Annotated in this window: 19 protein-coding genes; 10 read left to right on the plus strand and 9 right to left on the minus strand. The window is 59.9% G+C overall.

The genetic code is table 11. The features are described from left to right. Positions 1-39 precede the first annotated feature (39 nt). From A6U98_RS11180 to A6U98_RS11195, 4 genes are all read right to left on the minus strand, one after another. A complete protein-coding gene (locus A6U98_RS11180; RefSeq protein WP_064649828.1) occupies positions 40-840 on the minus strand; it encodes an SDR family NAD(P)-dependent oxidoreductase in 801 nt (266 codons plus the stop codon). Between the two features lie 12 nt (positions 841-852). Further along, on the minus strand, positions 853-2,022 hold the full coding sequence (locus tag A6U98_RS11185; protein WP_064649829.1) for a zinc-dependent alcohol dehydrogenase: 1,170 nt from the start codon (positions 2,020-2,022) through the stop codon (positions 853-855). Positions 2,023-2,232: 210 nt separating this feature from the next. Continuing rightward, positions 2,233-2,541, minus strand: coding sequence for a DUF982 domain-containing protein (locus tag A6U98_RS11190; RefSeq protein ID WP_064649830.1), 309 nt, complete (start codon positions 2,539-2,541; stop codon positions 2,233-2,235). A 134-nt stretch (positions 2,542-2,675) separates the two neighbouring features. Further along, the gene (locus A6U98_RS11195; protein WP_064649831.1) at positions 2,676-3,713 is read right to left on the minus strand and encodes a PAS domain-containing protein; all 1,038 of its coding nucleotides are present in this window, start codon (positions 3,711-3,713) and stop codon (positions 2,676-2,678) included. Positions 3,714-3,891: 178 nt separating this feature from the next. Between A6U98_RS11195 and A6U98_RS11200 the strand changes: the two genes are divergently transcribed. Beyond that, a complete protein-coding gene (locus A6U98_RS11200) occupies positions 3,892-4,917 on the plus strand; it encodes an HWE histidine kinase domain-containing protein (protein WP_064649832.1) in 1,026 nt (341 codons plus the stop codon). 247 nt (positions 4,918-5,164) lie between these two features. On the opposite strand, the gene A6U98_RS11205 is transcribed toward A6U98_RS11200, so the two are convergent. The 5 genes from A6U98_RS11205 to A6U98_RS11225 form a co-directional block, all read right to left on the minus strand. Further along, positions 5,165-5,938, minus strand: coding sequence for an SOS response-associated peptidase (locus tag A6U98_RS11205; protein WP_064649833.1), 774 nt, complete (start codon positions 5,936-5,938; stop codon positions 5,165-5,167). 57 nt (positions 5,939-5,995) lie between these two features. Then, entirely contained in the window at positions 5,996-6,463 is a 468-nt protein-coding gene (locus A6U98_RS11210) for a hypothetical protein (RefSeq protein WP_064649834.1), read from the minus strand. A 211-nt stretch (positions 6,464-6,674) separates the two neighbouring features. Then, complete coding sequence (locus A6U98_RS11215) at positions 6,675-9,938, minus strand: error-prone DNA polymerase (protein WP_064649835.1); 3,264 nt, start codon at positions 9,936-9,938, stop codon at positions 6,675-6,677. Beyond that, positions 9,935-11,446, minus strand: a complete 1,512-nt coding sequence (locus A6U98_RS11220) for a DNA polymerase Y family protein (protein WP_064649836.1) — start codon at positions 11,444-11,446, stop codon at positions 9,935-9,937. The genes A6U98_RS11215 and A6U98_RS11220 overlap by 4 nt, the downstream gene beginning before the upstream one ends. Beyond that, positions 11,367-12,125 (minus strand): ImuA family protein, encoded by a 759-nt coding sequence (locus tag A6U98_RS11225; protein WP_064649837.1) that lies wholly within the window; start codon positions 12,123-12,125, stop codon positions 11,367-11,369. The genes A6U98_RS11220 and A6U98_RS11225 overlap by 80 nt, the downstream gene beginning before the upstream one ends. A gap of 173 nt (positions 12,126-12,298) precedes the next feature. Between A6U98_RS11225 and A6U98_RS37600 the strand changes: the two genes are divergently transcribed. From A6U98_RS37600 to A6U98_RS11270, 9 genes are all read left to right on the plus strand, one after another. Beyond that, on the plus strand, positions 12,299-12,559 hold the full coding sequence (locus A6U98_RS37600) for a hypothetical protein (protein WP_064649838.1): 261 nt from the start codon (positions 12,299-12,301) through the stop codon (positions 12,557-12,559). Positions 12,560-12,562: 3 nt separating this feature from the next. Then, positions 12,563-13,654 carry a DNA polymerase IV gene (gene dinB, locus A6U98_RS11235; RefSeq protein ID WP_064649839.1) on the plus strand — a complete coding sequence of 364 codons (1,092 nt, stop codon included), beginning with the start codon at positions 12,563-12,565 and terminating at the stop codon, positions 13,652-13,654. A gap of 169 nt (positions 13,655-13,823) precedes the next feature. Continuing rightward, positions 13,824-14,261 (plus strand): DUF2231 domain-containing protein, encoded by a 438-nt coding sequence (locus A6U98_RS11240; RefSeq protein WP_064649840.1) that lies wholly within the window; start codon positions 13,824-13,826, stop codon positions 14,259-14,261. Further along, positions 14,261-15,841, plus strand: coding sequence for a sorbosone dehydrogenase family protein (locus A6U98_RS11245; protein ID WP_064649841.1), 1,581 nt, complete (start codon positions 14,261-14,263; stop codon positions 15,839-15,841). The genes A6U98_RS11240 and A6U98_RS11245 overlap by 1 nt, the downstream gene beginning before the upstream one ends. A 238-nt stretch (positions 15,842-16,079) precedes the next feature. Continuing rightward, positions 16,080-17,255 (plus strand): glycosyltransferase, encoded by a 1,176-nt coding sequence (locus A6U98_RS11250; protein WP_064650061.1) that lies wholly within the window; start codon positions 16,080-16,082, stop codon positions 17,253-17,255. 57 nt (positions 17,256-17,312) lie between these two features. Then, positions 17,313-19,664 (plus strand): UDP-galactopyranose mutase, encoded by a 2,352-nt coding sequence (glf, locus tag A6U98_RS11255; protein WP_064649842.1) that lies wholly within the window; start codon positions 17,313-17,315, stop codon positions 19,662-19,664. After that, positions 19,657-22,896, plus strand: coding sequence for a glycosyltransferase (locus tag A6U98_RS11260; RefSeq protein ID WP_064650063.1), 3,240 nt, complete (start codon positions 19,657-19,659; stop codon positions 22,894-22,896). Before glf ends, A6U98_RS11260 begins: the two co-directional genes overlap by 8 nt. Beyond that, a complete protein-coding gene (locus tag A6U98_RS11265; RefSeq protein ID WP_064649843.1) occupies positions 22,893-25,184 on the plus strand; it encodes a glycosyltransferase family 4 protein in 2,292 nt (763 codons plus the stop codon). Before A6U98_RS11260 ends, A6U98_RS11265 begins: the two co-directional genes overlap by 4 nt. Positions 25,185-25,301: 117 nt before the next feature. Then, on the plus strand, positions 25,302-26,168 hold the full coding sequence (locus tag A6U98_RS11270; RefSeq protein ID WP_165418603.1) for an SDR family oxidoreductase: 867 nt from the start codon (positions 25,302-25,304) through the stop codon (positions 26,166-26,168). Positions 26,169-26,233: the final 65 nt, after the last annotated feature.

Here is a 26,233-nt window from a genome sequence, read left to right on the forward strand (position 1 = left end):
CAACCAGAACACCGTCGCCAAATAGAAAAGGGAACTGACTCAGCTCTTTGCCGTGCCGGGCGCAGCCATTTTCGCATGCTGGGCGGCAAGCACCGATGCTGGCGTAAGGTTGGCGACAGCCGCCTGGAACTTGTTTTTCCAGCCCGCGACCACATCACCCTCGCCATCCATCATCGCGTCGAACCCGACCTTGGCGACGTCAGCCGGGTCGTCCTTTCCCGATTGACCAATGTCGGTGTCCAGCATGTCGGCGCGCTCAAAGAACCGCGTATCCGTCGGTCCCGGCATCAGGCACGTGACCGTCACGCCGGTATCTTGAAGTTCGTTGCGCAAAGCGAACGAGAAGCTGTTAAGGAAAGCTTTGGTGCCATTATAGATGGCCTGATAGCTCCCCGGAATAAACCCGGCGATCGATCCGGTGATCAGGATTCTGCCGGCACCCCTGGTCCGCATCTGGCTTCCGACCTGATGGATGAGATAAACCGTGCCCAAAACGTTCGTCTCGATAACGCGCCGAGCCTCTGCGAATTCCTGGTCGAGGAAACCCTTCCCAAGACCACGACCGGCATTCGCCAGCAGCAGATCGACGGACCGGCCGTCGGCCTCGATGCACTCTGCCAGCCGATCGACGCCCTCCAGAGTGGACAGGTCAGCAACGAGCGCGTCGACATTCGCCCCCATACGGCGAAGCACGGCGGCGGCATCCTTGATCCCCTCCTCGTCAGCAGCGATGATCAAATCGTAACCCTTGGCAGCCGCGATCTTGGCGAGTTCAAAGCCGATACCGCTCGATGCTCCTGTGACAACGGCAAGGCCGATCTTTTTTTCTGCGATTCCCATATCCATGTTCCCTTACGGTTTTAAAACGACCTTGATGCAGCCGTCCTGCTTGTCACGGAAGGTCTTGTAGAGATCAGGTCCCTCTTCGAGCGTGGCGCGATGCGTGATGACGAAGGATGGATCGATCTCCCCGTTTTGAATTCGCTCCATCAGCAGCGGCAGATAATGCTGGACAGGCGTCTGGGCCATGCGGAAGGTCAGGCCGCGATTGATTGCCGAGCCCATCGGAATCTTGTCGAGAAAGCCGCCATACACACCAACGATGGATACGGTGCCGAAATTGCGGCAGCAGTGGATCGCCTGCCGAAGAACATGCGGACGATCCGTGCCCATGAAGGTCGCGACCTTGATGCGGTCGATGCGCGAATCCCAGCTTGCCGAGGGCTCGGCCTCGGTCCCAACGGCGTCGATACAGGCGTCTGCGCCGCGACCGTTGGTCAGCTCCATGATCCGGTCGTAGATGTCCTTGTCCATAAAATCGAGCGTGATCGCCCCAGACTTTTCGGCGAGCGCAAGCCGTTCCGCGATAGTGTCGATCGCGATCACGCGTTCGGCTCCAAGGATGAAGGCCGATTTGATCGCCATTTGTCCGACCGGTCCACAGCCCCAGACGGCGATGGTATCGCCAGGCTGGATATTGCAGAAATCCGCCGCCATATAGCCGGTTGGGAAGATGTCAGAAAGGAACAGAACCTGCTCGTCGGAAAGGTCATCGGGGACCTTGATGGGTCCGACGTCGGCGAAGGGGACGCGCAGGTATTCGGCCTGACCGCCACTGTAGCCGCCGAGCAAGTGTGTGTAGCCGAACAGGCCGGCGGGGGAACTACCCCACAGTTTCTTCGCTTTTGATGGATCGGGATTGCTGCGTTCACAGCCGGAGAAGTATCCCTTTTTACAAAAGAAACATTCGCCGCAGGAGATAGTGAAGGGAACAACGACACGGTCGCCGACTTTGAGTTTCCGGTTGTCCTTTCCGACCTCGGCGACCTCACCCATGGTCTCGTGTCCCATGATGTCACCGCTCCGCATGTCGGGCATTATGCCATTGTACAGATGCAGGTCGGAGCCGCAGATCGCGCAGGCAGTAACCTTGATTATCGCGTCGCGACCATCCTCGATCTGCGGATCAGGCACGCTTTCGCATCTGATATCGTGCTTGCCGTGCCAGGTAAGTGCCTTCATCTCATCCTCCCGATCGAGTGTTTCGACGACGCCTGAGCGCCAGTCTGCGGACGAAAACAATGTTATGCAGAAGTTGTTCCAGAAGCGGGGAATGATCGGATGGCGGCGGCGCCATCGGCAACGCCAAACATCGAGACCAGTTTCGCGCCGGGCCAGGAATTGGCGTCAAAATGCCGAACCTGGCCTCATCGCAGGCGCGGCCTTATGCTTTTATAATAGCGAGACGCGCTGCCGAGCCGGATGGGTGGTCGGCTTTGGCTTCCACGGGGCCCGGACGGACGGCATGCCTGCCTCAAGGCAGGCCGCCACGAACGCCTTGCGCGCGACGATGCCGGGAATGAACCCGTTGAGGACGCTGCGACACGTCTTCACCGCGCGTTCATGGCGCTCTCCGTGACGCAGCGGCCATTCGTTCTCGAGAAAATCCAAGGCGTCGTATGCGCCTGTGAAGGTGCGCTCCAAACCGCACTGCAGCCGGATTCTCACCGGCTGGGTCCACGGAACATCGTTCAGCGGCATTTTTGCCTCCTTTCGTGCCACCAATGGTCCTGATGAAAATGATATTGTAGGGGGTCCCCAATTGTTCAAGGGACGTCAGACAAATCCCCTTGGCGATCACCGGGCCGTTTCCACCTTGTGCCGCCAAGGTGCCTTTAGACGGAGGGAGAAGCGCCAGATGGAACCTCAATGTCGATAAGCAGTCCCTCATCCGACCAGGTTTTCTCGAGACGCCCTTTAAGCTGCTTTTCGACCATGGCGCCGACGATCACCGTGCCAAAACCTCGTTTGGCTGATTTAGGCGGAGCGTCGACGCCCACCTCTTGCCATCGGATGTTAAAGCCCGCCCCGGACGGTCCAGGTTTCCAACTGATTGAAAGCCTGCCTTGCGCGGCGGCAAGCGCACCGTGATGAGCTGCATTGACAGCGAGCTCATGGAGCACGAGCGCAAGGGGCTGGACGACCGGTGCAGGCATTCTTATATCCGGCCCGCTAAAGAAGGTGCGAGTGGCCGCGAACGGCGTTACCTGTTGGCGAATGAGTTCCTCAAGAGAAATGCTCGTCCAGCTTCGTGCAGCCAGCAAGGTATGGGCACGGGCTAGCGCCTGCACGCGATGTTGAATAGCAGCGGCATAAAGGGCGGGATCATCGGCGTTGCTCAGGCGGACGATGCTGTCGACGATCGCCATGACGTTCTTGGATCGGTGGTCGACTTCCATCAGCAGGCGGTGCTCGGAGGCCTCCAGTGCCTCGATGCGCCGGTATTCCGTCATGTCGATTTGAGATCCAAAGAAATACAGGATCCTTCCGTCATCCCCATGGATAGGACTTAGATGCAAGCGGTTCCAGAACTGCTCGCCGCTCTTCTTATGATTGAGGATCTCGACGCTGACCTCGCGCTCGCCGGCGATAGCCGCACGGATTTCGGCGACGGCAATCGGAGACGTCGCTGGACCCTGCAGGAAACGGCAGTTGCGGCCTAGCACTTCTTGGGCCTCGTAACCTGTCAGTTCAAGGAATGCCTTATTTGCAAGAACGATCGGCAGATCGGGCTTACGGGCGTCAGTGACAACCATCGGCATCCTGGTGCGTTCAAATGCGATTGCTTCCAACTCCTTGCGATCGGCTGAAGCTGCTTTTGAAGATGCGGAAGGCAAATCCCCGTGGAGTTTTTCTCTTGAATGGCCGGTCATGCTTCCACGCTCACTGTAAGACGTTGGCTGATAACGTGGCTCGCGTATCTTTGTTTCCGAGAAGGTTTTGATCGCTCCTCCAGGGCTCTCGGCGGCGGATTTGCCAACGCGACGGCGTTCGGTATAAATCAGGATGGCCTTTCAGCCTTGTAGGCCGTGCAAGGATCAGACGCACCAAATGATGATGAAACTCTTTTCCAGTTCCAGCCGCTCCCGAGAGCGCTTTCTCGAAGCGATCCTGCAGAGCGCGATCGAGTATGCGATCATCTCGACAGATCTGGATGGTTTGGTGACCACTTGGAATGAGGGCGCGCGACGGATCCTCGGATGGGACGAGGCTGAGATTATCGGCAAACCCGCCGCCGTAATTTTCACGCAGGAAGACCTGCAGGCGGGGATTGTCCAACGGGAGATGACCGCCGCTTTAGCGGAAGGCCATGGCAATGATGAGCGCTGGCACGTTCGCAAGGACGGATCGTTGTTCTGGGCGTCTGGCCAGATGATGGCGTTGACGTCGGACGAGGGCGAAGTCGAGGGCTTTGTAAAGATTCTGAGAGATCGCACCGAGCAGCGAGAGAATGAGGAGCGACAGCGTGTTCTCATGCATGAACTCTCGCACCGCATGAAGAATACGCTCGCCGTCGTTCAGGCTATCACCAGCCAATCCTTCCGAAATGCTACTTCTATGGAAGATGCGGAGCAGTCGATCTCGGCACGCATCAGTGCTTACTCGAAAGCGCACGACATTTTACTTCAGCAGAACTGGCTGGGCACGAGCATAGCGACCATCGTCGAGGCTACCGCGATTAATCTCGGACTTGAGACGTCAGGGCGTTTCAAAGCGAGCGGTCCTGCAGTTGAATTGGGTCCACAGGCGGCCCTTTGCTTCTCCCTCGTGCTGCACGAGCTTGTCACCAACGCCAGCAAGTATGGTGCTCTTTCGGCAGATACAGGGACGGTCGAAATCGAATGGTCCGTGCGAGACGAGGTGGGCGCCCCGAGCCTGAACTTCACTTGGCAGGAGGTTGGAGGTCCGGCGGTGGAAGCTCCCAGCAAGAAGGGGTTCGGCACACGACTCGTCAGCTCCAGCCTGTCTGCTTTCGGAGCGGTTTCTCTTGATTACGCCCCGACCGGGCTCATCCTGAGGCTGGATGCGCCGCTTCAAAAGCTACAATATAAGAACTATTCCGACGCCGAGGAATAATTTGTTGCAAAGCTAGGAAGGCTGGCGCTCGAGAAATCAGAGACATCGATGATGTCATCGCGAGACGGAAATCCGCGATCTTACCCGTTCCGGCGCGATGAACTTTCTCCTCGATTGGTGAGGCTTGCCGGACAGAATTGGCAACAGGGCACCTGGCTACCGGACGATCGGATGTCGCGGAACTCTGTGTATGGCACGCGCTGACTTCCTTTTAGATGGATAAAATTGAACGCGCAGCCTTCTTCGCTTAGAGCAAGGTTGGCTGTGACACCGGCTCCCCCGACGTGCCCACGATGGTCGAACCGTAGGGCTCCCGTGACGTCACCACGATCTGGTGGCTCGGGCGCGGCCGGGCGAGCGCCTTCGCCTCCTCCCAGGGTGCACGCATCCATACATCCACCTCATCCTGCGTCAGCAAGAGGACCGGCATCGCCTTCTGATGGATCGGCTTGACGATATCGTTGGGATCAGTCGTCAGAAAGGCATAGAGGTCGTCGGTCGTCAATCCATCCTTGACCTTCCGGACGCTCTGCCACTGCCGAAGGTGCAAGCCGGCGAAGAACATCAGGGGCTTGCTTTCGTCACGGGCGAACCACGCGTTCGGCGTGTTGCCACCGTCTTTCTTGCTGGCAGGATCGGGTTCGGCAAAACTGGTCACCGGAACGATGCATCTATTCTCAACGCCGAACCATTTCTTCCAGTGCGGGACGTTGAGATTTCGGATGTTGGTGACGCCCTTGTCCGGTTCCATCCGGATGAGCATGTCCATATCGACCGGCTTATTCTTCTGCCGCAACTTCTCTGCCCGGGCGTCGGCCGCCTGCTTGATCACGAAAAAAGGGGAAGGCAGCCCCCACCTCGCATGTGCAAGCTGTTTCCGGCCGTCCGCCGTATTGCGAACGATTGGGCCAGCTTGGTCGGGGTTCATCTGATAGGCTGGCATCAGGTTGATCAGGCTCTCGGCGTCCTGGGCCCATTTGCTAACCCAGTCCTTGTCCTCCATTCGGTAGAGATTGCACATCGATCGCAACGACCTCCCTTGCGCGTTTCGGACAGCCTATGCCTTTCGCACAGGACGTCAAACTCCCCGCCGAGTGTCCGTGTCGTCACCGCTGGTCTCGTCCTTAGGGAAGAATTGACCTTCATGCGCCCAATCGGCCTCGGCCTCTTCAAACTCTTCCGGTAAAAGGTGGTAGATGACGAGCTTGTCGAGCACATCGTCCACGTCCTGGGCCATTTTGAGCAGGTCCATTGACTTGCCCATATGGCCGCGCTCGTCGAACCTATCAAAGCACATACCAGAGACCATGGTGTGAAGATCGAGAACCTTCTTCGTCGTCTCCGGGTGGAAATAAGGTTCGTTTCCATAATCAAGGGAATTTGACACGGCTTGCACTCGACGGGACAGAACGTCTGATCGAGACCTCGAACCGTCTTCGGCGAAAACGTCGTAGCACCGTCTACCGGCGTGGCTCGCGTAGACCGCAACCTTCATGACATCGTCGGGTGAAATATTATGATCGTCTTTGTACAAGATGGTGGGCATGCCAAATCCTCCAAGCCGGAATGAGTTATCGGATTGCTGCGGGAATGTTCCTACTTTGTTCTTTTTATCGAAAGAGAGTCAATCGCAAATCGTGTCGGCCGTCGCAGACAGAACCTCAGCGCCGGCTTACCGTTCCTAGTGGGCGGCTCCTCCCACTCAAGAGAGCTTGGAAAAGCAGTATCTCACTGACGGGCAGACCTCGCGCGGCGTCTTAATGGAAGTTTCGGCTCTTCACCTTGAGCTGATCAATATGAAGGTCCGGAACGAAGATGTCCCTCGGCTTTGCGGCCGCCACCCTGTCGCGCGAATCCGGAGCTCCTGGCGTGCCGTGCGCGAACTCGTCACCGCGTCCAGTTGGCAGCCGGAACTCTGCGTCGCGGTCGGCCAGCCCGGAGAGATCGCCAGACAGGTCGAAGGCTTGCTGGGCAACGAGGTGAACGACGTCGCCTTCACGCTGAATTCTCCCATTGATCGCGATCATCGATGCGCCGAGGACGACGCGACGGCGTTGCTCGAAGAGCTTGGGCCAGACGACGACGTTGGCCGGCCCGGTCTCGTCCTCGATCGTCATGAAGATGACGCCCTTGGCGCTGCCGGGTCTCTGCCGGACGAGGACCAGGCCAGCGGTCATCAACCAGCGACCATCCCGCGCGTTCATGGCTTCGGCGCAAGTGACGATCCGGCGCTCCGTCAAGGCCGTCCGAAGGAAGGTGACAGGGTGTTCGCGCAGCGTCAGCCCGATATGACTGTAATCCTGGACAACGTTGTGCCCTTCCGTCATCTGACGGAGGGCGACTTCGGGTTCCTGCTGCTCGGCGACCGCCCTCGCCTGGCGTTCGGAAGCAGCGGCAAAGAGCGGAAGGGGTTCGTCACGCAGGGCCTTGATCGCCCACAAGGCGTCGCGCCGCCGAAGTCCCAGCGACTGCAGGAAGGCATCGGCCTCGGCGAGTTCGACCAGAGACGCCGCCGGCACCCCGGACCGTCGCCACATATCGTCAACGCTTTCGAACGGCTGGTCCATGCGGGCAGCGACGATACGCCCGGCGTCGGCGGCAGCGAGGCCGCGCACCAAGCGCATCCCCAGGCGGACAGCGTGGCGATCGGTATCGGCAACGGATTCGAGCGTGCAATCCCACCGGGAATTGTTGACACAGGCCGGCCGAATCTCGACGCCGTGGTTGCGAGCGCAACCGACGATCTGGGCCGGCGCGTAAAATCCCATCGGCTGTGAGTTCAGCAGCGCCGCGCAAAAGACCTCCGGATAGTGGCACTTCACATAGTTGGAGGCATAGGCGATCAAGGCGAACGATGCCGCATGGGATTCCGGGAAGCCATAGCTGCCGAACCCTTCAAGCTGGCTGAAGGTCTTCTCGGCAAATTCGGCCGTGTAGCCGTTCTTGATCATGCCGGACACGAGCTTGTCCTTGAAGCGGGAGACACCGCCGGTGAACTTGAAGGTGGCCATGCTCTTGCGAAGTTGATCGGCCTCGCCGCCGGTGAAGCCGGCGCACACCATCGCGACCTTCATCGCAGACTCCTGGAAGAGCGGGACGCCGAGTGTCTTGCCGAGAACGGCCTCCAGTTCCGGCGTCGGATAGACGACAGCCTCCTTGCCTTCCCGGCGGCGGAGATAGGGATGCACCATGTCGCCCTGGATCGGACCGGGCCGGACGATCGCCACCTGGATCACGAGGTCATAGAAGGTCCGCGGCTTCAGGCGCGGCAACATTGCCATCTGCGCCCTCGACTCGATCTGGAAAGTGCCGAGGGTGTCGGCTTTTCGGATCATCGCGTATGTCGCCTGGTCCTCCTGAGGGATGGTCGCAAGATCAAGGTGCTCATCCTTGTGTTCTCGGATGAGCGCGAAGGCCTTCGCCATGCAGGTCAGCATGCCGAGCGCCAGGACGTCGACTTTCATGAATTTGAGCGCCTCGACGTCGTCCTTGTCCCACTCGATCACCTGCCGGTCGACCATTGCGGCGGGTTCGATCGGGACGAGATCATCGAGGCGGTCGTGCGTCAGGACGAAGCCGCCTGGATGCTGCCCCAGATGCCGAGGAGCGCCCATGAGCTGCTGGGCAAGCTTTAGGGTCAGCGCGAGCCGGCGGTCTTCCGGGTTCAAACCCTGATCACGAAGACTGCGGTCACTGACCAGCTCTTCCGACCACGCCCACATGCCCGAGGACAGGGCTTTGATGAGGTCCTCGGGCAAACCGAGCGCCTTGCCGACGTCGCGGATGGCACCCTTCGCCCGGTAGCGTGTGACTGTTGAGCAGAGTGCGGCCTTGTCCTTTCCGTAGGTCTTGTAGATCCATTGAATGACCTCCTCGCGCCTCTCATGTTCGAAATCGACGTCGATGTCCGGCGGCTCGTCGCGCTCCTGGGAGACGAAGCGCTCGAACAGGAGATCGTTGGTCGAGGGGTCGATGCTGGTGATGCCGAGGATGTAGCAGACGGCCGAGTTCGCCGCCGAGCCCCGCCCCTGGCAGAGGATGCCTTGCGTTCGGGCGAAGCGGACGATCGAGAACACGGTCAGGAAGTATGGGGCGTATTTCATCGTCCGGATGAGATCGAGCTCGTGACGGACGATCTTGAGAACCTCCGGCGGCAGGCCTTCCGGATAGCGGTTGGGCACGCATTCCAAGACATAGTGCTCGAGGGATTCCTGCGGGGTCTTGTCTGGGAGGATCGCCTCCTCGGGATACTGGTAGGTCAGCTCCTCCAGCGAGAACCTGCAGCGGTCGACGATCTCCATCGTCCGAGCCAGCGCTTCCGGGTAGCGTGGAAACAGTCTCTCCATTTCTTCCGGAGGCTTCAAGTATCGATCGGCGTGGCGCTCACGCTCGAAGCCGACGTCGTCGATGGTGGTTTTGTTTCGAATGCAGGTGACGACGTCCTGGAGCTGCCGGCGGCCCGGCTCGTGGAAGAGGACGTCGTTCGTGACGACTGTTCGCACACGGTGCCTCATCGCCATGTTCGACAATTCGTGCAGCCTCAACTGGTCGTTCGGACGACGCCGGAGGCAAAGCGAGACATACGCTCGGTCCCCGAATATCTCGGCCATCTTGCGAAGTTGGACGGCGCAGGTCTCGTCAGGAAGGTCGGGCACCAGGATACCAAGCAGCCCCTCGGAGTAGAGAGCGACGTCGTCGAGGTTCAACATGCAGTTCGCCTTGCCGCCCCTTCCCTTGCCAAGCGTGAGGAGCCGGGTGAGCCGCGCATAGGCGCTGCGGTCGGTAGGATAGACCAGCACTGACATTCCCTCCTGCAGGTCCAGCCGACAACCAACAACGAGACGGACGCCTGTCGCGCGCGACGCCTCGAGCGCCCGGACAATCCCGGCCAGGCTGTTGCGATCGACAATGCCGAGAGCCTCGATGCCGAGTTCCCTGGCGGTAATGAAGAGCTCGTCGGCGGAGGACGCGCCACGAAGGAAGCTGAAATGCGTCGTGACCTGGAGCTCGGCGTATCTCACCCGAATATCCCGTGCATGAACCACTTATGCGAGCCCGTTTCGGGATCGATGCCGTCGCCGGAGCGAAAGATCCAGTATCGTTCGCCGCTCTCGTTTTCGATGACGAAGTAGTCGCGCACCGCCTCGAATTCGCTGTCGCGCTTCCACCATTCGCCGAAGACGCGTTCCGGGCCGTCGGCGCGTTTGACGCGATGACGCTTGCCGCGCCAGGTGATGCTGGCCGGCGGATGATCCGGCAATAGGGCTATCGCCTCGATCCGATCGGGACGCGCAAACAGCCGCACCGGCCGCCGCCAATGGTGGACCCAATCTTCCGTCACGTCCTCGCCGATAGCGGCGACACGTTGGACGCTGCGCTCCGGAACGTCGGACGCGACGGGCGCCACCCGGTAGACGCGCTGGCCTCGGTTACCGAGGACGTCGATCAGCGGTGTGATGTCGGCATCTTCTTCGTCGACAAGCGAGGACGCCTTCTGCTTCTCTTCGAGCGGTTCCGACATCACGGCGACGAGGGTCAGCTTTTCGATCCCGAAACCCGGCTCGATCGTCTGCGTCCGATCGCGGAACAGTTTCGTCAGCCAGGCAACGTCTCGCACGGGCTTGGCGGTTCCCGCTCTGATCGCCTGCCTGGTTGCGTCGACCTTCTCGACGATGAGATCCGTCCGGCGGACGCCAAGACCTTTCCGCTGGAGTTCGGCGACGAGTTGAACAATCAGCCGGCCGACGTACTTGTCGATCGTTTCCGCTGCACCGATCGGCTCGGCGAACGATCGAGCGACCTCGACGAGCTCTGGGCTACGGATCGGATCTATCGGTTCGGAGACGCGACCGAACATCTGGTCGAGACGCCGTCCGATTTCCGGGCCGAAGCGAAGCGCCAGGGGAGCGCGCGCTGTCGTCGACAGCTCGCCGATCGTCCGGAAGCCGAGAATGCGCAGATCGCCCACGATCTTCTCGGATAGCCGCAGCAGGGAGATCGGAAGGCGTTCGACGGCCCGAATGGTCTCGCCACTGGGAACGATGACGGTTTCGCGGTTGGCGGCACGGGCGCATGCATGAGCCGCGCCCCATGTGTCCGCTATGGCGACCCGTGCCGTCAGTCCCTTGGCACGGAACCGATTGGCGATGCTCGTCACCATGCGCTCCTCGCCGCCCTGCAGATGGTCGGCGCCCTCCGTGTCCATGACGATTCCGTCCAGCGCGTCGACGGCGACGATTGGCGAATACTGCGTCAGCGCCCACATGGTGACGCGTTCGAGCGCCGCCGCATCTGCGGCGGGATCGGCGTCGATCATCCGCAGGCCCTGGAGGAGCGCCTGCGCCTTGGCGGCCGGCATGCCGACGTGGATTCCAGCCTTTCTGGCCGCGGCGTCGGCGGCGGAGACCCAGCGCTTGGAGCCGCTCTTCGAAATGACGGCGATCGTCTCCTCAACGGGAATTGCGGGATCGCCCCGTCTGATCCTGTCGGTCGGCAAATCGGGAAAATATATCGATACGACCCTTGCCATCGCAGGCTCCTACTTCGAACTCGGCGCACTCACCCGCTTTCACCCTCATCAGTTCCAGAAACCACCTCGCCCGCCCGACACCTGGAACCGGCAGCTCCTCGCTTGGGATGACGCTCACCCTCCAGCGCGTGGTCGATGCCGTCGGCTGCCCGAAGTCGTTGGCCTCGGTCTGCCGTCGCCACCGCCGCACCGCGAGCGCCATCGTGCCGGTCTTCTCGGATGCGAGTTGCAGCCGCCGCGACGCCGCCATCGGCAGGCGGACGATCTCGCCCACCACCGCGCCGAGCCCGCCGTATGAGAGCCCCTCCTCCATGTTCGCAAGAACGTCCTCCTCCTTGTCGGACTCGACGAAGACGACCCGGTTGGGATGCAAACCCGCCTGCGCCAGGGCCGGGAAGAACAGATCGGGACGTGTCAGGCACCAGACGATCTTGCCTTTCGTTCGCGCGGCAATGCCAGCCACGAACAGGGCGGCCGCAGCGCCATCGACGGTGCCGGCCCCGCCGCCAGCGCATTCATGCAGCGCCCCATGGGCCAATCCGCCGCCCGGAAGCCGCTCGTCGATCTGGGCCACGCCGAAAGGCAAAACGCCTCGCTTGAGCTGACTGGCGCTTTCCAGGTGAGCGATCTGCCCGCGCAGACAGTCGAGGATAGCGTTTGGGGCGACGGCGGGGTTCATGATCTCCTTTAACGGCAACCCGTTTTCGGCTTGAGTAACAACAATATGTTCGGTATTTGTTCTCAAGGCGTAAATGAGTCAATGCGCATATGACCCGCTGAAGTTGAGCACGAGTGCAACGCAGAAAAATCGCCTGTCGATTCAATCGGATGGCGAGGAAGGAATATTTTCGGATGCGCAGAAGGCGGCCTGTGGACGATGGGGTCCCGAGACTGAAGGATCACAAGGTCCCGGTGATCGAACTCATCTGTCGTTTCTGCGATCGCCATTGCGCCCACGAGCGCAGGCTGTTGGTGAAAGCGTTTGGCGCAAGCGTCAGCTTCGCGCAAATCCGCCGACGCATGGCCATGGGCTGCGAACGGATGCAGACGTTCGAGGGTGACAAGTGTGGAGCACATTTCCCATGTTTGGGGAACCTCGTCGATGGAAGCTAGAGGATGACAGGCGAAGAAAGCAGCCTGCGGCCGCGCAAGATCGTGCATGTCGACATGGATGCCTTCTACGCATCGGTCGAGCAGCGTGACAATCCGGAACTGCGTGGCTTGCCGGTAGCTGTCGGTAGTCCTGCTGCACGCGGAGTGGTGGCGGCCGCCAGCTATGAAGCCAGAAAGTTCGGCATTCATTCCGCCATGCCGTCGGTGACCGCCCAGCGGAAATGCCCGGACCTTGTCTTCGTCAGGCCGCGCTTCGATATCTACAAGGCCGTCTCGCTGCAGATAAGGACGATCTTTGCCGAGTACACGCCGATGATCGAGCCATTGTCGCTCGACGAGGCCTATCTCGACGTCACTGAAAATCTCAAAGGCATGGAGATCGCCACCGAGATAGCCGCCGAAATCCGCGCCAAAATCAAAGCAACCACCGGGCTCACCGCCTCGGCCGGCATTTCCTACAACAAGTTCCTGGCAAAGATGGCATCCGACCAGAACAAGCCGGACGGCCAGTTCGTCATCACGCCGAAGAACGGTCCGGCCTTCGTCGAGCGCCTGCCCGTCAAGAAGTTTCATGGCGTCGGGCCGGCGACAGCCGGGAAGATGCATCGGCTCGGGATCGAGACGGGAGCCGACCTGAAGCAGAAAACACTCGACTTCCTCGTCGAACATTTCGGAAAATCGGGGCCGTATTTTTATGGCATCGCCCGCGGCATCGACAATCGCCAGGTCAGACCGAACCGGGTGCGGAAATCCGTCGGTGCGGAAGACACTTTCTCTACGGACATCCATTCTTATGAACCCGTGCGCGAAGGACTTCAGACGCTGATCGAAAAGGTATGGGGCTATTGCGAGGCCAATGAAATTGGCGCCAAGACGGTGACGCTCAAGGTCAAATATGCCGACTTCAGCCAGATCACCCGCAGCAAAACCGTTCCGGCACCTCTGTCCGCGATCACCGATCTTGAGGAGGTGGTCGACCTGCTTCTCGCGCCGATCTTCCCGCCGCGAAAAGGCATTCGGCTGCTTGGCGTGTCGCTGTCTTTGCTGGAACGGAAGAGGTCTGAAACGACGCCGCAGTTGCGGCTGGCGCTTTAGACGCCAAGCATTGGAGGACATCAAGATCACCGACGTCGCCGCATCATCTGGACGTCCGACGGTGTGCACGATGAGGCGGAGCTTGTGCAGCGACGCACCGTAACGGAACCATCTGCTCTCGCCGCGGGTTGGATAGGCATCTCCCAGCTCTCAATCCCACGGAGCATCCATGGTTATGTCTTCCCCGAGTGATCGAGACGCGGCCGCCTATCCAATACAGTCGCTCTTTGTCCCGTTTCCCTTCGTCTGTTTCACGCTCGCGCTAGCGACCGATATGGCTTTCTGGCAGACCGGCAATCTGATGTGGCAGAATTTCTCCGCATGGTTGCTGTTCGCCGGCCTTATGATGGGCTCGCTAGCGATTCCGGCCGGATTGATGGATCTGATGCGTCCCCGCACCCGCCCTTTGCGGCCGCCGCTCCTGTCCGCCCTCCTCTATTTGGTCATACTGGGCCTCGCCTTTGCCAACAACCTTATCCATGCCGGCGATGGATGGACGGCCGTAGTCCCGTACGGACTGATGCTTTCGGCCGTCACCTTTGTCTTGTGTATGGTGGCCGCAACAGTTTCCGCTCGAAAATATGCCAGACTGGCCTGGAGGATATGATGAAGAAGTCCCAGATTCTCGGCACTTCGGTTCTGTTGATTTCTGTCGGCGTCGGTCTTGCGGCTTACGCCCAGAGCGGAGGTTTTGATATTTCTCAACAGGTCGGGCCGAACCCCGTCCTGCCGGATCCAGTCTCCTCCCTGCTGCCTGATCTAAAGGTAGCGGAGGTCGTTGGCTGGAAAGATGGCGAGACGCCCGCCGTTCCGAACGGTTTGATGGTCACTGCCTATGCCAGGGACCTCGCCAATCCTCGGACAGTCCATACCTTGCCAAACGGCGATGTGCTGGTGATCCAGTCTCGCGGCCCGTCAGGCGAACCGACCTCACGCCCCAAGGATTTGATCCGGGGCTGGATCATGTCGGTCGCTCACGGCGGCGGGGGCGGCGAGCAGAAGGAAAGTAATGCCATCACATTGCTACGTGACACGAACCGCGACGGCACGGTGGACGAGAAGCACGATCTTTTGAAGAAGCTGGATTCGCCCTTCGGCGTCGCCTGGATCGACAACACGCTCTATGTCGCCTCGACGTCTGCCATTCTCGCCTACCCCTATGAACTTGGGCAGAATGAAATCACCGCCCAACCGAAAACCCTGACGCCCCTGCCCGGTGGTCCAATCAATCATCATTGGACCAAGGATCTGGCGCTGAGCCCCGATGGGCAGATGCTCTACATCTCGGTGGGCTCGAATTCCAATATCGTCGAGAATGGGCTTGAAGCGGAAAAGGGCCGTGCAGCGATCTGGCAGGTCGACCGGCACACCGGCGCGGCGCGCGTGTTCGCCTCGGGTCTGCGCAATCCGAACGGCCTCACCTTCAACCCGGAGACAGGGACGCTTTGGACGGTCGTCAACGAGCGCGACGAACTCGGTCCGAACCTCGTTCCCGATTACATGACGTCGGTTAAGGAAGGCGGCTTCTACGGCTGGCCCTGGAGCTATTACGGCAACCATGTCGATGCGCGCGTATATCCGCCGCGTCCGGACATGGTCGAAAGGGCAACCCCACCGGATTATGCTCTGTCGAGCCATGTCGCAGCCCTCGGACTGGCCTTCTCGATGAATTCAGCGCTGCCGGCCGCTTACGCCAATGGTGCCTTCATCGGCGAGCACGGCAGCTGGAACCGGGACAGCTTCAACGGCTACAAGGTTGTGTACGTGCCATTCGAGGCCGGCAGGCCAATCGGCAAGGCCCAGGACGTCGTCACGGGCTTTATCCAGGACGACCAGGCGAAGGGACGGCCGGTCGGAGTCGGGATCGACGGGACGGGAGCTCTTCTCGTCGCAGATGACGCCGGCAATACCGTCTGGCGCGTTGCTTCGTCCGACGGCAAGATTACGCCGCAGCCCATCGGCACGGACCAGATTTCGGCAAATCCGCAAGTCTCGACTGGTGCGAAAGCGGGCGGGACCACCGATATGAATCCTAGCATCGGAACCGAAAGGACGGGTTCGACCCCTCAATCCCAGATGCCGGCGGCCCCGGCGGATGAACGCCCGACCGACCAGAAACCCCTTCCCGGACAACCGGATAACTCCCGGCCCGCGCAAATGCAGATCGCCCCTGCAGGTGGGCTATGAAGAGATTTCGTCGGGTTTAAATCATTTCACGTCATGTTTTTCGTGGTGAGACTGGTCGGTATCAAGAAAACCAAACTTCCTGAGGTCACCGTCGGGCGGTGGCCGTGTCCGCGCGCTCTTCTGTCGCCGATCGTTAGCCGCCGCATATTCCACCTGGCGCGAGGGCGCATTTAAGTGCGGGGTTCACGGCAATGAGATGCAAATTTAGATCGGCTTCAAACGCGGGACTTCAATGGAAATGGTTGCGCTGCAAGCACCAAACACACCACGCCGAATAGTCGTCATCAGCGACTTCCAGGACGGCGATTGGCGCGACGCCCAATTCGAGACGATAGCCTGGTTTCGGCAGCAATGGTTGTCGGGCAATCGCGGACCTCGCCCAGAGAGGACCGTCAACCCGAAACAGAACGTCGAGGTCGCGGGGGGCTACATCGAGCGACTCCCTCTTGCAGTCCTCAAAGGGGGCCTTGCCGACCGCGCCGAGATTTGGACCCACAGCCGTGGTGCGTTGCCACAGATGCATCGGCCCGATGGCAGCCCATTCTTGACGCGCCGGTCGTTCCAGATGAATGGGCCTGAAGCGCCATTCGCATCAAATGATATGCTGGGCCATATCGAGGCTTTCGGACCACCGTCGATCTTGTGCGTATGGGGCCTTGGCGTTAGCGAAGACATATTGTTGGCGTGCCCCGACAGTTTCAAAATTTACAATTCGATCGACGCGCCGGCATTGCGCGTGCCATCTGAGGTGAGCCGTCACTTCGACCTTATCCTCACCGGCGCTGCATGGCAGTCGGAAGCAGTGCGCGTCCGACATCCCGCTATGCGCACCGCGATTATGCCGATCGGACCGGAGTTTGCTTCGGAGGTAACATTCCGACCCCTAGGTCTGGAAAAGATCTATGACGTGATCTACGTCGCTGCTGCCCAGGCGTATAAGCGGCATGACATTCTTTTCAACGCGCTTGGCCAACTGCCCCGTTCTCTGCGTGCATTGTGCGTCTGCGGCTATGGCGAGATGATGGAAGCGCTGCGCCGGCACGCAGGAGCACTCGGGATCGACGTCGATTTCGTCGATCCGCCCGGCGTACCATTTGCGGAGGTGAACAGGCTTATGAACCAGGCCCGGATCGGCGTCGTTTGCGGCATCGATGACGGCGCACCGGCCATTTTGACGGAGTATATGCTGGCGGGGATACCGGTGCTTGCAAACAGTGAGCTGAGCTGCGGACTGCAATACATCACGCCGAAGACGGGGTGGGCTGCCTCGGCCGGTGAGTTTCACAGGGGTATCGGCGACATGCTTGGACGGTTGCACAGCTTCGACCCACGTCCGGTCGTCTTGGAAAACTGGACATGGCCTCATAGCCTCCGGACGCTCAAAAGCCTCATGGGGATCACTTCGTCAGTTTGATTGGAACATTCGTCGCAATCGCAGGTTCGAGGGGCCATTGTGATTGCGAGGTGCCTGATGAATCTGCTGAATTCTGTACCGTTGTCCAGCTGCGGTTTGCTGGAAGACGCTCCGCTCATTTGCTTCTCACATCTTCGCTGGGACTTTGTGCTCCAGAGGCCCCAGCATCTGATGCAGCGTTTCTCGCGAGAGCGCCCAGTGTTCTTCTTCGAGGAATTCATTCCGACCGACCATTCTCTTGCCTATCTGGAGATCCATCCTTTCGAGGGGACCAGCGTCAGGGCGGTCCGTCCGCGCATTCCAAATGGGTGGAGCGCGGCCGACCGTGAAGCCGCTCTTGGCAAGCTGCTTGACGAACTCATCACGCTTTACGGCGGAAAACGTCCGATTCTCTGGTTTTACACCCCTTTGATGTTTGCTTTCGCCCGGCATGTCGATGCGGTTGCGGTGGTTTACGACTGCATGGACGAGCTGGCAAACTTCAAGTTCGCGCCGGCCAACCTCAAGGCGTCCGAACAGACGTTGATTGCCGCCGCCGATGTCGTCTTCACCGGTGGCATAAGCCTTTATGAAGCCAAACGGGACCAACACGACAACATCCACCCATTTCCATCCGGTGTCGATAGCCATCACTTTCGCACGGCGCGCAAGGCTTTGCCGGAACCCCGGGACCAAGTCGATATTCCTCATCCTCGCCTTGGCTACTACGGTGTGATCGATGAGCGGCTCGATCTGGACTTGATCCAACGCTCTGCCGCAGCGCGGCCCGGCTATTCCTTCATCTTCGTTGGGCCGATCGTGAAGATTTCACCCGATGATTTGCCGCGAGCAGCCAACATCCATTATCTCGGTCAGAAAGCCTATGGCGATCTGCCGGCCTACCTCTCGGGTTGGGAGGCGACGCTTATGCCATTTGCACTGAATGAGGCCACCCGATTCATTAGTCCGACTAAAACGCCTGAATACCTCGCCGCGGGCCGACCGATCGTCGGAACGAAAATAGTCGATGTGGTCCGCGGGTATGGCGATGTGCCAGGCGTCTTCCTGGCCAATGACCCACAAGCCTTTGCGGAAGCCTGCGATGCTGCCCTTCATATTTCCCGCAATGATGAGACGTGGTTGCAAGCCGTCGATGAAATTTTGGCCCGGTCATCCTGGGAGACAACCTTCCGTAAGATGTCGGCGCTTGTCGAAGAGGCCGCAGCGCAAAAAGTCCTATCCCCTGGCTTGCCCCAAAGATTTTCCGTTCGCACCCAACGGCCCGCGCCGGGAAGCTATGACTATCTGATCGTCGGTGCAGGATTTGCCGGATCGGTGCTGGCGGAACGCCTTGCTTCAGATGGTGGGAGGAAGGTACTTGTTTGCGACAAGCGGCCTCATATTGGCGGAAACGCCTACGATCACTACGATGACGCCGGGATCCTTGTCCATAAATATGGCCCGCACATTTTCCACACCAACAGCGAGGATGTGGTTGCCTACCTCTCGCGTTTCACGGCATGGCGTCCCTACGAGCATCGCGTGCTTGCACAGGTCGGCGCTCTGCGCCTTCCCATCCCTATCAACCGCACGACGCTCAACGCGCTCTATGGCCTCGACCTTGCGGACGAATTAGCGGCCGCACGCTTCCTGGCCAACCGGGCCGAACCCTGCGATCCCGTGATAACGTCGCGAGACGTCGTCATATCTCAAATCGGCTCCGGGCTTTATCGCACTTTCTTCGAAGGCTACACGCGCAAGCAATGGGGCCTTGATGCCTCGAAGCTCGACAAATCAGTCACCGCACGAGTACCTACCCGCACCGACACCGACGATCGATATTTCCTCGACCGCTTCCAGGCCATGCCGCTTGACGGTTACACGCGCATGTTCGAACGCATGCTCGACCATGAAAACATAAAGGTCATGGTCGGCACGGACTTCGCCGATCTGAAGCAGGATGGGCTGGCGAGCCACACGATCTTTACCGGGCCCATAGACGAGTATTTCGGCCATTGTTTGGGCCGGCTGCCTTATCGCAGTCTGGAATTCCACCATGAAACGCACGACGCACGACGGCTGCAGTCGGTAGCCGTTATCAACTATCCATCCGAGGACGTGCATTACACGCGCGTGACTGAATACAAGCATCTGACCGGTCAGGTTCACCCAAAGACGAGCATCAGCTATGAATATGCCCGTGCCGACGGCGATCCCTATTATCCGATCCCCCGCCCTGAGAACCAGGCACTTTATAAACGATATGAGCTTCTCGCCCGCGCGCTGACCAACGTGACATTCGTCGGGCGGCTAGGAACCTACAAATATTACAATATGGATCAAGTCGTCGGCCAGGCACTGGCGACCTACCGGCGCCTGAAGCTCCGGCATGAGGCCGTCAAAGCGTTTGCCGGCGCGCGACATGAGTAGGAGTCCTCATATCCTGCTGGCGACCGACAGTTCTGAACCGTCCGGGATGGGCGAGCACATGCTTGCTCTTGGGCGGGCTTTGAGCGAACGGTGGGATGTCACAATAGCGCTGTTGAGCGAGGACAGGACCGGTTTGTTGCCGCGTGCTGCGCGCCACGGAATTGGCATCAAGCTGAGCCAAGATGCGGGCGCATTCCAGGAGTGGTTGGCGCGATCCAGTATTGATCTTCTGCACGTTCACGCGGGGATCGGATGGGAGGGACACGGCCTAGCCGCCGCCGCAGATGCCCTGGCAATCCCGATCATCCGCACCGACCATCTACCTTATCTTCTCACCGATGCTGATCAGATCGAGCTTTACCGGCGTGAGACCGGGAGGCTGTCGCATCACATCGTGGTTTCCGAGGCCTCGCGTCAAAGCTTCTGCGAGGCAAACCTCGCGCCGAAGCGTTTGACAGTCGTGCGCAACGGCATCTTTCCGCTTTCGCGTGCGCGAGCAACGGCTGAACTAAGGCAAGCGCTCGACCTGGTGGGTAAAACTGTGCTGCTGATGGTCGCCCGCTTCACCGAGCAGAAGGATCACGCGTCGCTTGTCCGCGCCTTGCCGACCATCCTTGAAACTCACCCTCAAGCGGTTTTGCTTTTTGTCGGATCGGGTCCAGAGGAAGATCGTGTCAGCACCCTGGCAGGAGATTTGAAAGTATCCGGTCACGTTCGCTTTCTGGGGCACCGCGCAGATATTGCGGAGATCATGGCGATCGCCGATCTCTTCGTCCTTCCTTCGCGCTTTGAAGGCCTTCCACTTGCGGTTCTCGAGGCAATGTCGCTTGCCGTCCCCGTGGTTGCGACGAGGATCGGCGGAACCGTCGAGGCGCTAGGCGCTGATCATCCCTATTTCGCGGAGCCCGGTAACCCAGCGTCGATCGCCGCTGTCGTCAATCAGGCATTGAGCGACCCCCATCTAAAGGCCACCGGCAGAGCCGGCCACGCGCGTTTCGAGCGCCACTTTTCCGTCTATCGAATGGCTGATGAGACTGGCGCCGTCTACGAGCGGTTCCTCACCCAACATGCAGATCAAAAGCAAAAGGATACCGAGATGCGAAAAACGCGGCTGGGCTTCATCGGCGTGGGCGGCATCGCCCATCGGCACCTGGATATCCTGACCGGCTTCGACGATGTCGAACTCGTCGCCTTTGCCGATCCGGACCTTCCCCGTGCGGATGCAGCCGCAATGCGTTTTGGCGCCCGCTCTTTCAGCCATCACCGCGAAATGCTCGATACGCAACGGCTCGACGCGGTCTACATCTGCATTCCGCCTTTTGCCCATGGCGAGCCGGAACGGGACCTCATTGACCGCAACATTCCGTTCTTTGTCGAAAAGCCAGTGACGCTCGATCTGGCGCTGGCGGAAGAGATCGCAGCCGGCGTGTCGAAGGCCAGCCTGGTCACTGGCGTTGGCTATCACTGGCGATATCTCGATATCGTCGATGAGGCTCGAAGCCTGCTGGCGGATAATCCAGCGCAACTGCTGTCGGGATACTGGCTGGATTCCACACCGCCTCCGCAGTGGTGGTGGAAGAAGGATCAATCCGGCGGCCAGATGGTTGAGCAGGCGACGCATCTCCTTGATCTCGCGCGCTTCCTCGTGGGCGAGGTCACCGACGTATATGGCCGGGCGGGATACGCGGAAAGGGTGGAGTTTCCCGGCCTCGATGTGCCGACGGTCACGACCGCTAGCCTGACCTTTGAAACGGGCGTAGTCGCCAATATCGCCGCGAGCTGCCTTCTCGGTTGGAGCCATCGCGTCGGCCTGCACATTTTCGCCGACCGACTGGCGATCGAATTGACCGATCGCGACATCATGGTGGATGTTGGAAGAGGACGCCCGGTGCGTCGTGCCGATGGCGATCCGGTATGGCGCGAAGACCGCGATTTCATCGACGCCGTCCGTGGTGGTGAAAACCGCATCCGCTGCTCGTATAGTGATGCTCTAGCCACCCACCGGCTTGCCGTGGCCGTCGTATCTTCGGCTCGCAGCGGGGAGCCGATACACCTCGACGCCCCTGTTCTGAAGCGGAGCGAGCTATCGCCCTTGCTGGCACAACCACGTGCCGAAATGTCTCAAGAACCGCGGCCCGGCCACCGCAAAATCCGCTCGCTTGGCATCGAGGCGCCGGGCCGAGCCTACTTCTTCGAATACGAGGAAGGCCCGCCTGCCGAAGGGCATGTGCGGCTCGACACGCTCTATACCGGTCTTTCCGCCGGGACGGAGCTGACATTCTTAAAGAACACCAACCCCTATTTCCGCGCGCGCTTTGATGGCGAACGCGGCGTCTTCATCGAAAACGAGCCGGATCTTAGCTATCCAGTGCCTTTCCTCGGTTACATGGAGGTTGCACGCGTTTCGCAATCCTGCGCACGCGGCTTTGCCGATGGCGAGGTGCTCGCAGCAAGCTACGGGCACAAAACTGGGCACACTGCCGACCCGTTTCACGATCTTCTTGTCAGCATGCCGCCGGATCTCGATCCGCTGCTCGGCGTCTTTGTCGCGCAGATGGGACCGATCGCTGCCAACGGCATCCTCCATGCCGACGCGGAAGCGTTTGGCGCAACCGTGCCCGCACTCGGTGCCGGCGTTTGCGGGCGAACGGTAATCGTCCTCGGTGCAGGTACCGTGGGCTTGATGACGGCGCTTTTTGCCCGTTCGCTCGGCGCATCTGACATTTTGATTACAGATCCCTCCGAATTTCGCCGCGGCAAGGCGGAGGCGATGGGATTGATGGCGATGGACGAGGATCAAGCCTGGCAGCATGCCAAGGCGCGCTGGCACGACGGCGCCATGGGACGCGGCGCGGATGTAGCGTTTCAGACGCGAGCTCATGCAGCTAGTCTGCATACTGCGCTCAAGGCCTTGCGCCCCCAGGGCACCGTGATCGATCTTGCCTTTTACCAGGACGGCGCCAACTCATTGCGGCTGGGGGAAGAATTCCATCACAACGGCCTGAATATCCGCTGCGCGCAAATCAACCGCGTTCCCCGCGGGCTTGCGCCACGGTGGGACCGTCGACGGCTGGCACGCGTGACGCTCGACCTCTTGAAAACGGAGGATGCGACGATCCGCGAGCACATGATCACTCACATCGTGCCTATGGACGAAGCGCCTGATTTCCTCGTCGATCTGATCGAGAACCGGCCGGAATTCCTCCAGGTTATATTCAAGGCCAGCGAATGAAGGTTGAACCAACGCCTCTGCGGATCCTCTTCGTCTTCGCCTGGCTGGTCGTCGGGGGCGAGGAGACGGAGGTCCGGCTGCTTGCCAAGAATCTCGACCGCCGTCGCTATCGCCTCGACGTCGTCGCCTGCTTCCGAAAACCCGGCATGCCGGAGCAAACACACCGGCAGCTTCGAGGGCTGGGGATCGATGTCGATACGACGCCCTACGAATTGTCGTTCGAGGATACGGTCAAATATCTCGCCGGGAAAATCTCAGGTTACGACATTGTCGTTTCCTGCCAGAACGTAGCGGACATCTATCCGGCATTGGAGCGACTGCATCTTCACCCGCCCCTCATTGAACATGGCGGGCTGGTATCAGAGGCTTTGGCCGGCCCCAAACATCTGACGGCACGTTATGTGGGCGTCTGCCGCTCAATCCGTGACGCGGCCGCGTCGCGCATGCCCGGGCGCGACCATCATGCCCTGGAAATCCCCTCGATGACCGATCTTTCGGTCTTCGACCCGGCACACCGCGACCTGGCGCGAGCGGGTCTTGGGATCGCGACAGATGAGGTTCTGATCGGTTGGGTCGGCCGGCTCGATCCCAAAAAGAATGTCGAGGACTTTATTGAGGCCGCTGCATTGGTTCATGCCACCAAGAAAACTGCACGGTTCGTTATTGTCGGCGGGCCGGACGCCTTCCTGCCGGAATATGCTGTGCAGCTCAAAGCCCTGGCCACCCGGCACGGGCTCGATGGTATGCTTCACTTCCTCGGCGACCGGAACGATATCCCGTCCCTGCTTGCCGCATTCGATATATTCGTCTGGCTGTCATCCGGTGAAGGCATGCCGCACGTTATCGCAGAGGCCGGGGCAGCCTCCCTGCCGGTTATTGCGACGCCTGATAACGGTGCTATGCAGCAAATCGATGACGGGCTGTCCGGTGTCTTCGTGCCCCATCGCAGTCCAGACGTCGTTGCGAAAACTATCGTCGCGCTTATCGAGTCCCCTGCGCGCCGTCACGCACTCGGCACTGCCCTGCGACGGAAGGTCGAGAAGGATTACTCCGTCGAGGCAGTGCTGCCGCAGTGGGAGGGGCTTCTGGCAGATGTCCATCGAGAGCGAAAGGCAGCGCGGCCTACAGGTCTGTTCCAATCATTCCTGCAAGGCGGTTTCGAATGTTCGAGCCATCGGCTTCGGCCAAAAAGCGGTGAGACGCAGGGCGATAGACTAGACTTGATCGCCGCGACTGGTCACGATCACCATGCCGAGACCGACTATCGCCAACTTCAAGGCTTTGGCATCAGCACCGTGCGCGATGGCTTCCGATGGCACCTGATTGAAAAGGCTGGCCGGTACGACTGGTCGAGCATTCGTCCGATGCTCCAGGCGGCCGAGTCAACAAAGACCCAAGTTGTCTGGGATCTCCTGCATTATGGCTGGCCCGACGATCTCGACATCTGGTCGCCTCGCTTCGTCGATCGCTTCGCGCGGTTCGCACGTGCATGCGCCGAGTTGGTCCGCGAGGAGAGCGACGGCATTCCGTTTTATTGCCCTGTCAACGAGATCTCGTTTTTCTCATGGGGCGCTGGTGACGTCGGCTATTTGAACCCGTTTGCCAATGGGCGTGGATTCGAACTCAAGGTGCAGATGGCACGCGCTGCCATCGCAGCGATGGATGCCATTATCTCTGTCGATGCCCGGGCCCGCTTCGTCCACTGCGAGCCGGTGATTAATGTCGTCGCGGATCCGTCGCGTCCTCACGATGCGCGTACCGCCGAAGGACATCGCCAATCGCAATTCCAGGCTTGGGACCTGATTGGCGGAAGGATGTGGCCACAGATCGGAGGCAGCGAACGCTATCTTGATATCCTCGGTGTGAATTATTATTCCAACAACCAGTGGATTCACGGCGGTCCACCGATCGACGTTGGTCATCCGCTTTATAAGCCCCTCAGCCGAATTCTGGTCGAGACGTTCGCGCGCTACGGCAAGCCAATGCTTATTGCCGAGACCGGGATTGAGGATGATCGGCGCGCATCCTGGTTTGACTATGTTGCCGACCAGGCTCTGGATGCGATCCGCTCGGGGGTGCCCTTGGAAGGTTTGTGCCTCTATCCGATCGTCAATCATCCTGGTTGGGATGACGATCGGCCTTGCGCAAACGGCCTCCTCTCCGCCGATGTGGCTCCGGGAGGACGGGCGCCATTTGCTCCCCTGGGCGCTGCGATTCGCGAACGAGCAAAAGAGTTTGCAACCTTTGCACCCCATCATATTGGCGGCACGGAAGCTGGCGACGCCTGAGCCGCCTCATTCTGTGACCACGGCACGCCTCGACTGCGGCTCAAAGAAAAGTTGCCTCCGGGAACCCTTACCGCTTCGAGATGTTTGCCTTTCACAACCACCAAGGAGATCACGACGATGACCGACGACACGCGCCGCCCGACGCCGCCCTACCCTGCGCAACAACAGAAACCGCCGGGCCAGACAGCGGCCATGCAGCCTGTGCCCGACCATGGTGAGAAATCCTACAGGGGAAACGGAAAGCTCGAAGGCAAAACTGCTCTTATTACGGGCGCGGATTCGGGCATTGGCAAAGCTGTGGCGATCGCCTTTGCTCGAGAGGGCGCCGATGTGGTCATCTCGTATTTGAGCGAGGACGAGGACGCCAACGACACCGCAAAATGGGTAAAGCAGGCAGGCCGCAAAGCTGTTGTCATCCCCGGCGACATCAAGTCGGAGGATCACTGCAAGATGCTCGTACAGCGGACCGTCGATGAATTGGGCGGTATCGACATTTTGGTAAACAATGCCGCCTTTCAACGCACTTATGCCGACATCGCCGATATCGATGCCGAAGAGTGGGACGAGACCTTTCGCACAAACATCTATGCACCGTTCTTTCTCGCGAAGGCAGCAATCCCACACATGGCGCGCGGCAGTGCCATCATCAACACCACGTCCATCCAGTCGCGCCAGCCGTCACCCCAGCTGCTAGCTTACGCCTCAACGAAAGGCGCTATCTCCAACTTTACGGCGGGACTTGCCGAAATGCTCGGTGAACGAGGCATTCGCGTCAATGCGGTGGCGCCCGGCCCCATCTGGACGCCGCTCATCCCTTCGACGATGCCGGCCAAAAAAGCTGCGAAGTTTGGAGGAAATACCCTGATCGGGCGGGCTGGACAGCCTGCGGAGCTTGCCGGCGCCTACGTGCTTCTCGCTTCGGATCTCGGCAGCTACATGACCGGAGCAATCATCCCGGTGACCGGCGGGGAAATCATGATCTGATCACAGCCGCAGACAATAAGGAAAAGGCCGCCAACGATGACGGCCTTTTCTGCATGATCGTTAGC

The sequence above is a fragment of the Rhizobium sp. WYCCWR10014 genome, from assembly GCF_001657485.1.
Taxonomy (GTDB): Bacteria; Pseudomonadota; Alphaproteobacteria; order Rhizobiales; family Rhizobiaceae; genus Rhizobium.

What these genes read in the sequence shown, in the direction of transcription:
- A6U98_RS11205 (WP_064649833.1), bottom strand. Translation starts at nt 5,938, where the DNA reads ATGTGCAATCTCTACCGAATGGAGGACAAGGACTGGGTTAGCAAATGG.
- A6U98_RS11245 (WP_064649841.1), top strand. Translation starts at nt 14,261, where the DNA reads ATGAAGAAGTCCCAGATTCTCGGCACTTCGGTTCTGTTGATTTCTGTC.
- A6U98_RS11180 (WP_064649828.1), bottom strand. Translation starts at nt 840, where the DNA reads ATGGGAATCGCAGAAAAAAAGATCGGCCTTGCCGTTGTCACAGGAGCA.
- A6U98_RS11265 (WP_064649843.1), top strand. Translation starts at nt 22,893, where the DNA reads ATGAAGGTTGAACCAACGCCTCTGCGGATCCTCTTCGTCTTCGCCTGG.
- A6U98_RS11190 (WP_064649830.1), bottom strand. Translation starts at nt 2,541, where the DNA reads ATGCCGCTGAACGATGTTCCGTGGACCCAGCCGGTGAGAATCCGGCTG.
- A6U98_RS11270 (WP_165418603.1), top strand. Translation starts at nt 25,302, where the DNA reads ATGACCGACGACACGCGCCGCCCGACGCCGCCCTACCCTGCGCAACAA.
- A6U98_RS11210 (WP_064649834.1), bottom strand. Translation starts at nt 6,463, where the DNA reads ATGCCCACCATCTTGTACAAAGACGATCATAATATTTCACCCGACGAT.
- dinB (WP_064649839.1), top strand. Translation starts at nt 12,563, where the DNA reads ATGACAGGCGAAGAAAGCAGCCTGCGGCCGCGCAAGATCGTGCATGTC.
- A6U98_RS11240 (WP_064649840.1), top strand. Translation starts at nt 13,824, where the DNA reads ATGGTTATGTCTTCCCCGAGTGATCGAGACGCGGCCGCCTATCCAATA.
- A6U98_RS37600 (WP_064649838.1), top strand. Translation starts at nt 12,299, where the DNA reads ATGCGCAGAAGGCGGCCTGTGGACGATGGGGTCCCGAGACTGAAGGAT.
- A6U98_RS11250 (WP_064650061.1), top strand. Translation starts at nt 16,080, where the DNA reads ATGGTTGCGCTGCAAGCACCAAACACACCACGCCGAATAGTCGTCATC.
- A6U98_RS11220 (WP_064649836.1), bottom strand. Translation starts at nt 11,446, where the DNA reads ATGGCAAGGGTCGTATCGATATATTTTCCCGATTTGCCGACCGACAGG.
- A6U98_RS11200 (WP_064649832.1), top strand. Translation starts at nt 3,892, where the DNA reads ATGATGATGAAACTCTTTTCCAGTTCCAGCCGCTCCCGAGAGCGCTTT.
- glf (WP_064649842.1), top strand. Translation starts at nt 17,313, where the DNA reads ATGAATCTGCTGAATTCTGTACCGTTGTCCAGCTGCGGTTTGCTGGAA.
- A6U98_RS11195 (WP_064649831.1), bottom strand. Translation starts at nt 3,713, where the DNA reads ATGACCGGCCATTCAAGAGAAAAACTCCACGGGGATTTGCCTTCCGCA.
- A6U98_RS11185 (WP_064649829.1), bottom strand. Translation starts at nt 2,022, where the DNA reads ATGAAGGCACTTACCTGGCACGGCAAGCACGATATCAGATGCGAAAGC.
- A6U98_RS11225 (WP_064649837.1), bottom strand. Translation starts at nt 12,125, where the DNA reads ATGAACCCCGCCGTCGCCCCAAACGCTATCCTCGACTGTCTGCGCGGG.
- A6U98_RS11260 (WP_064650063.1), top strand. Translation starts at nt 19,657, where the DNA reads ATGAGTAGGAGTCCTCATATCCTGCTGGCGACCGACAGTTCTGAACCG.